The sequence below is a fragment of the Streptomyces sp. NPDC024017 genome, from assembly GCF_040638895.1.
Lineage (GTDB): Bacteria > Actinomycetota > Actinomycetes > Streptomycetales > Streptomycetaceae > Streptomyces.
Genome location: NZ_JBEZYZ010000018.1, coordinates 1 through 13608, shown reverse-complemented (window position 1 = coordinate 13608; position 13608 = coordinate 1). Strand labels below are relative to the sequence as shown.

Sequence of the window (13608 nt, the reverse complement as noted above, 5' to 3'; positions counted from 1 at the left end):
CGTGCTCTCGTTCGCCATGATTATTGGCAGCAGGCGCGCCGGTCCGCAGTGACCACCACGTACGACCAGGTACGGGTGGACACCGTCGTCCTCGACCCGCGCGCAGACCTCTCGCACCCGCGAGAGGTTTTTCGCATTTCTGGCCCACCCACAGCCGGAGGCGAGAGCGCGAGGGAGTATGTGAGGGCGGTGGAGCCGGTCATTCCGGTACGACCGAGATCCCATCCTCAGGAGCCTTGAGACCATGACCGCAACCAGCGAGCTCGACGATTCGTTCCACGTCTTCGACACCACCCTGCGCGACGGCGCCCAGCGGGAGGGCATCAACCTCACCGTCGCCGACAAGCTCGCCATCGCACGGCACCTGGACGACTTCGGCGTGGGCTTCATCGAGGGCGGCTGGCCCGGCGCGAACCCCCGGGACACCGAGTTCTTCGCCCGCGCCCAGCAGGAGATCGACTTCCGGCACGCCCAGCTCGTCGCGTTCGGCTCCACCCGCCGCGCCGGCACCACCGCCGACCAGGACCCGCAGGTCAAGGCGCTCCTGGAGTCCGGCGCCCCGGTGATCACGCTCGTCGCCAAGTCGCACGACCGCCATGTCGAGCTCGCCCTGCGCACCACCCTGGACGAGAACCTCGCGATGGTCCGCGACACCGTGTCCTTCCTCAAGGAGCAGGGCCGCCGGGTCTTCATCGACTGCGAGCACTTCTTCGACGGCTACCGCGCCAACCCCGAGTACGCCAAGGCGGTCGTCCGTACGGCGTCGGAGGCCGGCGCGGACGTCGTCGTCCTGTGCGACACCAACGGCGGCATGCTCCCGGCCCAGATCCAGGCCGTCGTCTCCACCGTCCTCGCCGACACCGGCGCCCGCCTCGGCATCCACGCCCAGGACGACACGGGCTGCGCGGTCGCCAACACCCTGGCCGCCGTCGACGCCGGGGCGACGCACGTGCAGTGCACGGCCAACGGCTACGGCGAACGCGTCGGCAACGCCAACCTGTTCCCGGTCGTGGCGGCCCTGGAGCTCAAGTACGGCAAGAAGGTCCTGCCCGAGGGCCACCTGCCGGAGATGACGCGCATCTCGCACGCCATCGCCGAGGTCGTCAACCTCACCCCCTCCACGCACCAGCCCTACGTCGGCCTCTCCGCCTTCGCCCACAAGGCCGGACTGCACGCCTCGGCGATCAAGGTCGACCCGGACCTGTACCAGCACATCGACCCCGAGCAGGTCGGCAACACCATGCGGATGCTGGTCTCCGACATGGCCGGGCGCGCCTCCATCGAGCTCAAGGGCAAGGAGCTCGGCATCGACCTCGGCGGCGACCGCGAGCTGATCGGCCGGGTGGTCGAGCGGGTGAAGGAGCGCGAGCTCAAGGGCTACACCTACGAGGCGGCCGACGCGAGCTTCGAACTCCTCCTGCGCGCCGAGGTGCAGGGCATGCCGCTGCGCTACTTCGAGGTCGAGTCCTGGCGCGCCATCGTCGAGGACCGGCCCGACGGCTCCCACGCCAACGAGGCCACGGTCAAGCTGTGGGCCAAGGGCGAGCGCATCGTCGCCACGGCCGAGGGCAACGGGCCGGTCAACGCCCTGGACCGGTCGCTGCGCGTGGGCCTGGAGAAGATCTACCCCCAGCTCGCCAAGCTGGAGCTCGTGGACTACAAGGTCCGCATCCTGGAGGGCAAGCACGGCACCAACTCCACGACCCGCGTGCTGATCTCCACGTCCGACGGCACGGGCGAGTGGTCGACGGTCGGCGTAGCCGAGAACGTCATCGCGGCGAGCTGGCAGGCGCTGGAGGACGCGTACACGTACGGGCTGCTGCGCGCGGGGGTCGCTCCGGCGGAGTAGCCGCACTCCGGTAGGGCCGGGTGCCCGGGGCGCGTGTCACATCGCCGTGTCCCGGGACCGCGGTCCCGGGACCTCGCCGCCCCGGTCGCGGCCGGGGGTCCGGTCGAGGCGGAAGAGGCCCGCCGTGTGGGAGCGCTGGCCGGTGGCGGTGCTGGTGGAGCGGGTCAGTTCCTCGACGCCGTCGGCCAGATAGCCGACCCACGCCGTGCCCTCGTCCTCGATGATCCGCTGGGCGTCGGCCCGCAGCCGCTCGATCACGCCGAGCAGGGCGGCCTGCTCCTTGTCGCTGGGGGAGTCGGTGGTCCTCAGGAACGCCTGCGCCCAGTCGGCCTGTGCCTTCTTGAGGATCTGCTGCAACGCCAGTTCCGCACGGATGTAGCGGGTCCAGGACGCGGAGAACCCGAAGATCCGGTCGAAGAGGACGCAGCCCGCCCCGCCGGCCAGGAACACGAAACCCCACTCGGGCTGCACGGCCGTGGGCGCGGCCGCGTGCACCAGCGGCGTGATCGTGCCGACGATGCCCAGCACGGTGGCGAGCGCCCGCAGCGAACGCGACCACAGCGAGGGTCCCCGGCGCCGGGCCAGATACCAGCCGATCGCGGAGGTCACCTCCGCCTCGGCGTGCCGGAACAGCTCCCACAGCAGGTCGGCCCGCGTGCGCGACCGGTCCAGCTCGGTCAGTTCGGACACCGTCATGTCCGCAGCCCTGCGTCGTCCGAACATGCCCCTGCTCCCGCCCCTCCTGGATGGTCAGAGGCATCCTAGGCGCAGCGGCGTCAACAAATACCTGCCTCTACGGATAACCCTTTATGCGCCATTTCGGGTAGCTTCGAACATGTGAAGGCCGCGCTGGTGCGTACCGTCGTACGTCTGCTGATCGTGCCGCTCGCCGCTGTGCTGGCGGTGCTGCTGGCCGGTGCGCCGGGCGCGCACGCGGCCACCGACCTCTCCAAGGTCGCCCAGGAACTGCGCGAGAGCCCCGTCTACGTCGATCCGGCCGCCTCCGGGCAGCTCGCGGCGTCGGACGCGGAGGCCCTCGCCGACAAGATCAAGGACGCGGACAAGCCCGTCTTCGTGGCCGTCCTGCCGGCCGGCTACCCCACGCAGGACCTCTTCCGCAACCTCCGCACGGAGACGGGCGTCACCGGCCTGTACGGCATCCACCTCGGCGACCGGTTCGACGCCCGCGCCGACAGCTCCGTGATGAGCCGGCAGGCGGTGTCCAACCTGGTCACGGCCGTGCAGGACGCGGGCGACACCAAGGCCCAGCTGAACGACTTCGTCGACGACGCCCTGCGCAACGTGGGCGGTTCGGCGCCGAGCAGCTGGAGCGACGGCTCGGGCACCGACGTCCCGGTCGGCGGCCTGATCACGATCGGAGCCCTGGTCGCCGCCGGCGGCGCGGGCGCCTACACCATGGTCCGCCGCAACCGGCGCCGCCACGAGGAGGAGCAGCGGGCCGCGCTGGAGAAGCTGCGGGTGGTCGTCGACGAGGACATCACCGCGTTCGGCGAGGAACTCGACCGGCTCGACTTCCATCCCGGGGAGCCCGGCGCCGACGACGCGATGCTCGCCGACTACGAGCGTGCCCTGGACTCCTACGAGCGGGCCAAGTCCCTGATGGCGGCCGCGACGAAACCGGAGGACGTCCGGGCCGTCACCCAGGCCGTGGAGGACGGCCGGTTCTCCCTGGCCCGGCTCGGGGCCCGCCGCGAGGGCGGAGCCCTGCCCGAGCGCCGCCCGCCCTGCTTCTTCGACCCGCGCCACGGTCCCTCGGTCGCCGACGCCACCTGGATGCCACCGGCCGGTGCCGCCCGCGAGGTCCCGGTCTGCGCGGCCGACGACAGGCGCCTGGCCGAGGGCCGCGACCCGGCGATCCGCGAGGTCGACACCGACCAGGGCCGCCGCCCCTACTGGGAGGCCGGACCGGCGTACGGCCCCTGGGCCGGCGGCTACTTCGGCGGCGGCCTCCTGCCCGGCCTCCTCGTCGGCACGATGCTCGGCAGCATGATGGCCGCCCCCGCCTACGCGGCCGACTACGGCTCCGGCTACGGCGACTTCGGCGGCTACGAGGGCGGCGACGTCTCCGGCGCGGACTTCGACACCGGCGATTTCGGGGGCGGCGATTTCGGGGGCGGCGGTCTCGGGGGAGGGGACTTCGGTGGCGGCGGGGACTTCGGGGGCGGGTTCTGACCCGGGCCCGGCTCGAGGGCATGTGAGTTCAGCGCCGCAGCGGTCCTGGCCGTACGGCGCATGAGCTGACCGCCGTAAGGGCGCTGTCCGACGCGGCTTCGGTGCCGGGCTCCGACCCGAGCCGGGCTCGGTGGCGCGTGAGGTCGGCGCCGCAGCGGTTCCTGCCCGCGTGGCGACGGCGTCCGCTGACCCGGCACGGCTCTGCGGCACGTGAGTTCAGTGCCGTAGAGCCTCCTGCCCCACGGCCCGCTCTCGCCGCCGTACCGCCACCCCGGCGACCGCGAACGCCAGCGCCACCAGACCCGCGCTGACCCATACCGGCGCCCGGTACCCGAACCCCGCGCCGATCGCCGCACCCCCGGCCCAAGGGCCCACCGCCGCACCGACGTTGAACGCCGCGGTCGCGAAACCCCCGGCCAGCGTCGGTGCGCCCTGCGCCGCGTACAGCGCCCGGGCGATCAGCGTGGAACCGACACCGAAGGACAGGGCACCCTGGGCGAAGACGAGCGCGAGTGCCGGAACAGGGTGCCCGGCTCCGAGGGCCATGGCGCACCAGCCCGCGCCCAGCGCGAGGCCCCCGCCGGCGAGGACCGGCACGGGACGCCGGTCGGCGAAGCGCCCCGCGGCGGTCACCCCCGCGAACGCCCCCGCCCCGAACAGGGCCAGGACCCCCGGAACCCAGCCGGCGCCCAGCCCCGTCACCTCCGTGACCAGCGGCGCGAGATAGGTGAAGGTGCAGAACGTCGCGCCGTTCACGAGAGCGCCCAGCAGCAGGGTGGCGAGCAGCCGGGGGCTGCGCAGCGACCGCAGTTCACCGCGCAGCGCGGGCAGCGCACCCTCGGCCGCACCAGCCGGCACGGACCGCGCCACCGCGACCAGCGCGGGCAGCGACATCAGCGCCACGGCCCAGAACGCCGCACGCCAGCCCCACAGTTCGCCGAGCACGGCCCCGGCCGGCACCCCGGCCACACACGCCAGCGTCACCCCGCCCAGCAGGGTGGACGTCGCCCGCCCCTTCGCATCGGCCGGGACCATGCCCACGGCGGCGACCAGGGCGACGGCGAGGAACCCGGCGTTGGCGAACGCCCCCAGCACCCGCGTGGCGAGCAGGACCGCGAAGCTGCCGGTGAGCGCGCCGACGACATGGACGGCGAGAAAGACGACGAGGAACGCCAGCAGCGCGCCCCGCCGCGGCCAGCGCCGCGCGAGCCCCGCCACGAGCGGCGCCCCCACGACCATCCCGGCCGCGAAGGCGGAGGTCAGCGCCCCCGCCGCGGGAACGGACACCCCCAGATCCCGCGCGATGTCCGGCACCAGTCCGGACAGCATGAACTCGGACGTGCCTTGCGCGAACACGGCAAGGCCCAGCAGAAGAAGAGCGAACGGCATGAAAGAACTCCGCACCGGAGGTCGACGTCGGACACGACAGGTCGGACGGCAAACCGGCAGCGGAGCGGAGCGGGCGGCCTCAGCGGCCCGGCATCACGTCACGAACAGCCACCGGAGAGCCGGTGGCCGCACTCTGGACGCCTCGGGGCCGGACATGGACGGCAGGCTAGGCGGGGCCGGGGGACCGGGTCCACCGCTTTTCCGCCGGCTCCGCCCGGGCGGCGGTCGGGGCCGTGTCCCCGCGGCCGCCACCGCGATGGACGACGACGACCGCGACCAGGCAGACGGTCAGCCCGAGAGCGGTCTGCACGCCGAACGGCTCACCGAACATCAACGCGCCCCAGACCGCGGTGACCGGGGCCATCAGGAACATCAGCGTGTTGACCTTGGTGACGCCGGAGCGTTTCAGGATGAGCCAGTACAGCCCGTACCCGCCGAACGTGGACAACCCCACGAGCCAGGCGACCGCCACCCAGAAATCCCCCTGTGCGGGCGGTGAGGCGGCCCCGGTGGCCAGGGCCAGTGCGGAGAAGAGGACCGCGCTGGTGGCGCAGTGGACGGTCAGCGACACCGACGGGGCGACCCGCGAGCGGGACCGGCTCTCCAGGAACGTCGCCGCGACCAGGGCCAGCATGCCGAGCAGCGGGACGGCGTACGCCCACCAGGCCACGTCGTCGCCCGCCGCCGCGTCGGCCAGCGTGACCACGGCGACGCCGCTCAGCCCCAGGCCCAGGCCGATCCACTGCCGGCCCGAGACGTACTGCCCCAGCAGCGGCCCCGCGAGGGCCCCGGCGACCAAGGGCTGCACCCCGTCGATGAGGGCCGTCGTACCGCTGGAGACGCCGAGCTGGATGGCGTAGTAGACGCTGAGCAGATAGCCGCTCTGCGACAGCACGCCGACCACGGCCTGACGGGTCAGGTCCCGGGCGGTCAGGCCCCGCCAGGCCGATCGCATGACGACGGCGACGGCGATGAGGACGAGGGCCAGTGGCAGGAACCGCCACATCAGGATCGTGAGCGCGGACGCGCTGCCGGCGCCGAGCTTGGCCCCGATGAACCCGGAACTCCAGCACAGGACGAAGGCGAGGGAGAGAAGGATGTTCACGCCGTCACCACCAGTAGACAGATCGGTATACCCGTTCCCCGCTCACTATACAGATCGGTATAGTCGGGTGCCATGGGTACCACTGCGCCGAACCCCCGCCGGATCACGATGACGCCCGCCGCCCGCCGTGCCCTGACGGCCGCCGCCCGGCTGTTCTACGAGCGCGGCCTCCACGCCGTCGGCGTCGACCTCATCGCCGCCGAGGCGGGGGTCACGAAGAAGACGCTCTACGACCGGTTCGGCTCCAAGGAGCAGATCGTCGTGGAGTACCTCGCCGACCGTGACGAGCGCTGGCGGGCCTTCCTCGCCGAGCGCCTCGACGCGACGGGCCCTGACCCGCGCGAGCGCGTCCTGGCCGTGTTCGACGCCTCGCGCGCGTGGGCGCAGGAGTTCAGCCCCAAGGGATGCAGCATGGTCAACGCCCACGCGGAGATCAGCGACCCCGCGCATCCGGCCCACCCGATCATCACCGGCCAGAAGCGGTGGATGCTCGCCCTGTTCACGCGTCTCACCGAGGAGATCGCGCCCGAGACGGCGGAGTCGACGGGCCGGGCGCTGATGCTCCTGCACGAGGGCGCCCTGGTCGCCCATGGCCTGGGCGTCTTCCCGGACGCCATCGCCCAGGCCCGCGAACAGGCCCGCGCGCTGCTCGGGTAGCGGACGGAAACTGTCCTACTTTCCTCCCTACGGTGGTGCCATGACCACCTCCGACGGCACCGGCCCTCTCTCCTTCGAGACCACGGACGGCCTGGACTCCTGGCTGACCGCACACCCCGCCCCGCACCCCGGCCTCTGGGTCAGGGTCGCGAAGAAGGGCTCGGGCATCCCCTCCGTGAGTGCCGCCGACGTGAACGACGTGGCGCTGTGCCACGGGTGGATCACCGGGCAGCGCAAGGGACTTGACGCGTCGTACTACCTCCAGCGGATCACCCCGCGGCGTCCGGGCAGCCTCTGGTCCATGGTCAACGTCCGGCGGATCGAGGAACTGACCGCCGCCGGGCGGATGCGGCCCGGCGGGCTCGCGGAGGTGGCGTCCGCCCGGGCGGACGGCCGATGGGAGGCGGCGTACGCGTCGCAGAAGGAGGCCGAGGTCCCCGAGGACCTGGCGGCGGCGCTGCAACGGAGCCCCCGCGCCGCCGCGGCTTTCGAGGCGCTCGGGCGGACGGACCGGTACCTGCTGATGCTCGGGGTACTCCGCGCCAGGACGGCGGGGAGCCGGGCTGCGCAGGTGGCGGCGGCGGTGGGGAAGCTGGAGTCGCGGGAGCCGGAAACACGGTGAGTGCACAGGGGCTGGAGGCCGTCGCACGGAACGGGCCCGACACCCAGCGGCGTCGGGCCCTGAAGCCGTGGGTCAGAGGGTCGAGGCCGCCGAAGCGATGGCGGAGGCGAAGGTGGAGACCTCCGTGTAGACGCCGGGGGCCTCGGGGCGGGCGCAGCCCTCGCCCCAGCTGACGATGCCGACCTGGATCCAGCCGCCGGCGTTGTCCTTGCGGAACATCGGGCCGCCGGAGTCGCCCTGGCAGGTGTCGACCCCGCCCGCGTCGAAGCCGGCGCAGATCTCCTCGTTCGCGACGAGGCCGCTGTAGAGACCGCCGTAGGCCTTGCACGCGGCGTCGCTGACGAACGGCACGGTCGCCTTCAGGAGGTAGCGCTGCTGGGAGCCGCCCTCGCGGTTCGCGCCCCAGCCGGCGACGGTGAAGTCACCGGTGTTGTACTGCGACGTGGTGGCGATCTTCAGCGTCGGCAGGTTGATGGGCTGGGCGAGCTTGATGAGCGCCCAGTCCTTGCCGGTGCCGTTGTAGCCGGGCGCGCGCAGCACCTTGGTGGAGCGGACCTGGACCCGGCCGCTGGTGGACTGCAGGTCGACGACCCCCGCGGTGGCGGTGATGCTCGTGTTGTTGCCGGAACCACCCACGCAGTGCGCGGCCGTGAGCACGATCTGCTGGGTGTAGAGCGCGCCGCCACAGCCCATGGAGAGCCGGACCATGAACGGGAACTCGCCCTGCGCGGCCCGGGTCCCGCCGACGACGGGCGACGGGGCGGCCTGCGCGGCGGAGACGGGCTGAAGACTGGCGATCGCGAGCGCGGCGGCGCCGAGGACCGCGCATCTCTTGAGGGCGGTGAGGAGTCTCTTCAACGTGATGCCTTCCGTGGGGGGTTGACCGGGGAGATGTGCAACCGAAGCATCAGATTGACGAGTGCATGACAGCAGCAAGGGCAAAAAGAACGTCCATGTGCTGGCATGGACTGGTCAAAATACTGCTGCTGGATTATGAGAACGCCGACAGTCTTTGCACAAGGGGCGGGAACCGGCCAGACCGGCCCGGGGTGATGTCACCGGGCCGGTCCCGCAGGGCTCACGCGTTCCTGATGGCCGAGATGTCGAAGTTGAGCTTGATCTTGTCGGAGACCAGGACGCCGCCGGTCTCCAGTGCGGCGTTCCAGGTTAGGCCCCACTCGGAGCGCAGGATCTCCGCCTTGCCCTCGAAGCCGACGCGCTCGTTGCCGAAGGGGTCCTTCGCGGCGCCGTTGAACTCGAGGTCGATGACGAGGGGGCGGGTGGTGCCGAGGATCGTCAGGTCGCCGGTGATCCGGTAGTCGTCACCGCCGAGGGCCTCCGCCTTGGTGGAGCGGAAGGTCATGGCCGGGAACTCGTCCGCCTTGAAGAAGTCCGCGCTCTTGAGGTGGCCGTCACGGTCGGCGTTGCCCGTCTCGATGCTGTCCATCACGACGTCGAGGGAGGCCGTCGACCGCGACGGATCGGTGCCGTCGAGGTGGAGCGTGCCGGTGAAGTCCTGGAAGCTGCCCTTGACGTTGGTGACCATGGCGTGCCGGGCGACGAAGCCGATCGTCGAGTGCGCGGGGTCGATCGTGTAGTCGCCGGTCAGGGCGGCCAGCTCGGGGCTCACGGCGGCACCGGTGGCGGCGGCGGTCTGGGTGTCGTTGCGGCTGAAGATGCTCATGAGGTACGCCTCCTGCGTCTGATGTTGAATCTTTAACTACTCCAACGCGACCCACCGTAGACCTATTCCGTTCAACATTCAACATCTTCGGCGGGTGTGTCCTCATCGCCTCCGCCGCACCCCTCCCGTACCCCCGCTTGGCGCAATCGCACGGCCCGCAGGGGTGGTCCTGCCGGAGGCGACGCGCGGCGGCCCGGTACGCAAGCGGCCCACCGCCCGGGCGCCTGCCGGGGCCGGCCCGCCGAGCCCCGGCGGCCCGCCGTGCGGTGGCGGTGTCCGGCGGGAGAGGGTTCCGTTTCCAGTGACCGTATGGAGACAGACGAGACCACGGCGGACGCACAGCGCAGGGGAGAGCGACTCGTGACACTCACCGGCTCCGGCTCGGCCTACGACCCCCCGGCGGACCCCGCCCCGCGCCGCTCCACGGCCCCCGTCCCCGCCCGGGTGAACCAGTACGGGCCGCCGCGACGGATCGACCGGCGCGTCGCCCTGGTCACCGGGGCCTCCTCGGGCATCGGGGCGGCCACGGCACGGCGTTTCGCGATGGACGGCTGGCAACTGCTCCTCAGCGGCCGCGACCGGCACCGCCTGGAGCAGACGGCGTCCGGCACCTCGGCCGTCGTGCTGCCCGCCGACCTCGCCGCCCCGGACGGCCCGCGCCTGCTGGCCCGGAGCGCGCTGCACACCACCGGCCGGATCGACGTCCTGGTCGCCGGGGCGGGCATGGGCTGGGCGGGCCCCTTCACCGCCATGCCGCACACCGACATCGACCGGGTGCTGACCCTGGACCTCAACGCCACGCTCCACCTCGTGCGCGAGGTGCTGCCCTCCATGATCGCGGCCGGGCGGGGCCGCGTGGTGCTGCTCGGCTCGGTCGCGGGCTGCGTGGGCCTGCGGGAGGAGGCGGTGTACTCCGCCGCCAAGGCCGGCCTGGCCGCCTTCGCCGAGGCACTGCGCCAGGAGCTGCGCGGCACGGGCGTGGGGGTGACCTTCGTCGTGCCCGGAGCCGTCGACACGGCCTTCCACACCCGCCGCGGCAGGCCCTACGACGGCACCCGCACCGGTCTCCTCTCGCCCGGCTGCGTCGCCGGCGCGATCTGGGAGGCCGTCCGGCAGAACCGCGACGAGGCCTACGTCCCCACCTGGCTGACCGTCCCGGGCCGGGTCCGCGGCCTCGCGCCGGGCCTGTACCGCCGCCTGCTGAACCGCTTCGGCTGACCCGCACCGGCCGTTCCCCCGTTCCGGTCACTCCGGCCGGATCCACCGTTCAGGTGACCGCCCCGCCGTGGTAGGGCATGGGCATGACTCCCCAGCGTCGCGTCTTCTCCCGCCGTACGGCCGGGGCCGCCGCCCTGCTCCGGCCCAGCCGCCGCGCCCTGCTGCTGGCGGCCGCGGCCCTCGCGGCGACCGGGGGCGCGACGCCCGCGGGCCGGGCCGCCGACGCGCCGGGTGACCCGTACGACGCCCTCCGCCGCCGCTGGCTCGGCATCTCCCTCGGCAGCGGCTACGACCCGACGGCCGAGCCCTACGCCGCCCGGCTCGCCGAGACCGGCGCCCTCGCCCGCGACCTGCGCGCGAGCATGGCCCCGGCGGCAAACTCCCTCTGGCCCGGCCACCCCTTCGACCCGCCGGCCGGCATCACCCTCAGCTACGGCCGCCTGTGGACCATGGCCCAGGCCTACGTCCAGCAGGGCACCGGCTCGACCGCCGACCCCGGCCTCCTCGCCGACATCCTGCGCGGCCTCGACCATCTCTCCGCCACCGTCTACAACCCCTCCACCACCCGCTACGGCAACTGGTGGGAGTGGCAGATCGGCAGCCCCCGCCTGCTCACCGACATCACGGCCGCCCTGCACGAGGAGCTGGGGGAGGCCCGCGTCGGCGCCGCCTGCGCCGCCGTCGACCACTTCGTCCCCGACTCCGCCCTCGGCGACTACAGCGGCACCTCCACCGGCGCCAACCGTGTCGACCTGTGCCGCTCCGTCGCCCTGCGCGGCATCCTCGGCCGCGACCCGGCCAAGATCGCCCTCGCCCGGGACGCGCTCTCCCCGGTCTTCCCGTACGTCACCCGGGGCGACGGCCTCTACGCCGACGGCTCCTTCGTCCAGCACACCTGGGTCGCCTACTCGGGCACGTACGGCCAGGTCGTGCTCGACGGCCTCGGCCGGCTCTTCGCCCTGCTCGCCGGATCCGACTGGGAGGTCACCGACCCGAACCGGCAGATCGTCCTCGACAGCGTCGAGCGCGCCTACGCGCCTCTCATCCACGACGGACTGGTCATGGACAGCGTCAACGGCCGGGCCATCAGCCGCGGTTACCTCACCACCGACGACCGCAAGGTCCTGCGCAGCGACCACTACCACGGCCACCAGCTCATCGCCGCCATCGCCCTGCTCGCGGCGGGCGCGAGCCCCGCGGAACGCGAGCGCTGGCACGCCCGCGTCAAGGGCTGGATCGAACGGGACACCGTGACACCGATCCTGACGGCGCCCCAGTTCGGTGTCGCCGACCTGGCCCGGCTGCACACCATCGCCGAGTCGCCCGCCCCGGCCGCGCCGGAACCCGCCGGGCACCACCTCTTCGCCGCCATGGACCGTGCCGTCCACCGCGGCCCCGGTTTCACCGTGAACATCTCCATGGCCAGCGACCGCATCGCCCACTACGAGTGCGGCAACGGCGAGAACCCCCGCGGCTGGCACACCGGCGCGGGCATGGTCAGCTGGTGGGCCGAGGGCACCGGCGACCAGTACACGGACTGGTTCTGGCCGACCGTCGACTGGTACCGGCTGCCCGGCACCACCGTCTCCACCGAGCGGCTCGCCGACCGCGAAGGCGGCGAGTGGGGCACCGCCCGCCCGGACACGCGCTGGGTCGGCGGCACCACCGACGGCACCTACGCGGCCCTCGGCCAGCACCTCAAGGGCCTCGGCTCCACCCTCGAAGCCCGCAAGTCCTGGTTCTGCGTCGAGGACGCGGTGATCTGCCTGGGCTCCGGAATCACCTGCGCCGACGGCGTCCCGGTCGAGACGATCGTCGACAACCGCAACCTCGGCGCATCCGGCACCCAGCGCTTCGTCAAGGGCCCGAACTGGGCGCACCTGGAGGACCACGGCGGCTGGGTCCTGCTCGGCCGTGAGCCGAAGGCGCTGCGCGAGGACCGCACCGGTGCCTGGTCCGACATCAACACCGGCAGCACACCGGAGCGGCGCACCCGCCGCTGGCAGACCCTCTGGCTCGACCACGGCACCGACCCCGAGGACGCCACGTACGCCTACGTCCTCATGCCCGGGGCGTCCCGCCGTGCGGTCGCGCGCCGGGCCGCCGACCGCCACTGGATGTCGGTGCTCGCCAACGACCCCGGCCGCCAGGCGGTCACCGTGCCCTCCCTCGGCTGCACGGCCGCGAACTTCTGGCGGTCCGGCGCTGCGGGTCCGCTCACCGCCTCCGCCGCCGCGAGCGTGCTGATCGTCCACCGGGGCCATGCCGCTACCCTCTGCGTGAGCGAACCGCCCCGCACCGGCGCGCCCCTGGAGATCACCTGGGACCGCCCGGTCCACCGGGTCGACCGCGCGGACGACACGGTCGAGGTGCTCTCCACAGGCCGCCGACTGCGCGTGCGCGTCACTCCGGGGACGGTATGCGCCACGCACATCTGTGAGGTGACTCTCGCCTGACGGCTTTGTGCGACCCCTACAAGCCACACGCCCTCTGAGCAGTCGGAAAGGGTGCACGCGGCCATGGTTCTGTTCAGTGGTACCAGGAAAACGCGCTGGACACTGTGAGGAGTCGACGGCCCACTTTCCTTGATTGGCTTCGTAAGGTCACTACATGACCGTTTTGGATGAGGCGCCGGGTGAGCCGACCGACGCACGCGGACGCGTGGCCGAACTGCACGAGATCCGTGCGCAGGCGGTGGCCGGACCGAGCGAGAAGGCGACCGAGGCGCAGCACGCCAAGGGCAAGCTGACCGCGCGGGAGCGCATCGAACTTCTTCTCGACCCGGAGTCCTTCCGCGAGGTCGAGCAGCTGCGCCGGCACCGGGCCACGGGCTTCGGCCTGGAGGCCAAGAAGCCGTACACCGACGGTGTGATCACCGGCTGGGGCACGGT

The 13608-nt window shown here is 72.5% G+C and carries 12 protein-coding genes; 7 read left to right on the top strand and 5 right to left on the bottom strand.

What is annotated here, in order from left to right; all coding sequences use genetic code 11:
* The first annotated feature begins 244 nt into the window (after nt 1-244).
* The gene (gene cimA, locus AB0G20_RS35740) at nt 245-1849 is read left to right on the top strand and encodes a citramalate synthase (protein WP_361310003.1); all 1605 of its coding nucleotides are present in this window, start codon (nt 245-247) and stop codon (nt 1847-1849) included.
* A 36-nt stretch (nt 1850-1885) separates the two neighbouring features.
* Here cimA and AB0G20_RS35735 read toward each other — a convergent pair whose 3' ends face one another.
* A complete protein-coding gene (locus AB0G20_RS35735; RefSeq protein ID WP_361310000.1) occupies nt 1886-2572 on the bottom strand; it encodes an SLATT domain-containing protein in 687 nt (228 codons plus the stop codon).
* Nucleotides 2573-2686: 114 nt separating this feature from the next.
* On the opposite strand from AB0G20_RS35735, the gene AB0G20_RS35730 reads away from it, so the two are divergent.
* Entirely contained in the window at nt 2687-4042 is a 1356-nt protein-coding gene (locus AB0G20_RS35730) for a hypothetical protein (protein WP_361309998.1), read from the top strand.
* Between the two features lie 216 nt (nt 4043-4258).
* Here AB0G20_RS35730 and AB0G20_RS35725 read toward each other — a convergent pair whose 3' ends face one another.
* Nucleotides 4259-5431: a Cmx/CmrA family chloramphenicol efflux MFS transporter gene (locus AB0G20_RS35725; protein WP_361309995.1), complete on the bottom strand. Its 1173-nt coding sequence runs from the start codon at nt 5429-5431 to the stop codon at nt 4259-4261.
* Nucleotides 5432-5597: 166 nt separating this feature from the next.
* Nucleotides 5598-6536 carry a DMT family transporter gene (locus tag AB0G20_RS35720; protein ID WP_361309992.1) on the bottom strand — a complete coding sequence of 313 codons (939 nt, stop codon included), beginning with the start codon at nt 6534-6536 and terminating at the stop codon, nt 5598-5600.
* Nucleotides 6537-6608: 72 nt separating this feature from the next.
* On the opposite strand from AB0G20_RS35720, the gene AB0G20_RS35715 reads away from it, so the two are divergent.
* Together AB0G20_RS35715 and AB0G20_RS35710 are read left to right on the top strand one after the other, a co-directional pair.
* On the top strand, nt 6609-7193 hold the full coding sequence (locus tag AB0G20_RS35715) for a TetR/AcrR family transcriptional regulator (RefSeq protein ID WP_361309989.1): 585 nt from the start codon (nt 6609-6611) through the stop codon (nt 7191-7193).
* 40 nt (nt 7194-7233) lie between these two features.
* Nucleotides 7234-7815 (top strand): YdeI/OmpD-associated family protein, encoded by a 582-nt coding sequence (locus AB0G20_RS35710; RefSeq protein ID WP_361309986.1) that lies wholly within the window; start codon nt 7234-7236, stop codon nt 7813-7815.
* A gap of 72 nt (nt 7816-7887) precedes the next feature.
* On the opposite strand, the gene AB0G20_RS35705 is transcribed toward AB0G20_RS35710, so the two are convergent.
* Together AB0G20_RS35705 and AB0G20_RS35700 are read right to left on the bottom strand one after the other, a co-directional pair.
* The gene (locus AB0G20_RS35705; RefSeq protein WP_361309983.1) at nt 7888-8673 is read right to left on the bottom strand and encodes a serine protease; all 786 of its coding nucleotides are present in this window, start codon (nt 8671-8673) and stop codon (nt 7888-7890) included.
* Nucleotides 8674-8893: 220 nt separating this feature from the next.
* Nucleotides 8894-9499: a YceI family protein gene (locus AB0G20_RS35700; RefSeq protein WP_361309980.1), complete on the bottom strand. Its 606-nt coding sequence runs from the start codon at nt 9497-9499 to the stop codon at nt 8894-8896.
* 360 nt (nt 9500-9859) lie between these two features.
* Here AB0G20_RS35700 and AB0G20_RS35695 point away from each other — a divergent pair, with 360 nt between their 5' ends.
* The 3 genes from AB0G20_RS35695 to AB0G20_RS35685 form a co-directional block, all read left to right on the top strand.
* Nucleotides 9860-10717 (top strand): SDR family NAD(P)-dependent oxidoreductase, encoded by an 858-nt coding sequence (locus AB0G20_RS35695; RefSeq protein WP_361310199.1) that lies wholly within the window; start codon nt 9860-9862, stop codon nt 10715-10717.
* A gap of 83 nt (nt 10718-10800) precedes the next feature.
* Nucleotides 10801-13173, top strand: coding sequence for a polysaccharide lyase 8 family protein (locus AB0G20_RS35690; RefSeq protein ID WP_361309978.1), 2373 nt, complete (start codon nt 10801-10803; stop codon nt 13171-13173).
* Between the two features lie 154 nt (nt 13174-13327).
* A partial coding sequence (locus AB0G20_RS35685) for a carboxyl transferase domain-containing protein (RefSeq protein WP_361309974.1) occupies nt 13328-13608 on the top strand: 281 nt, incomplete at its 3' end.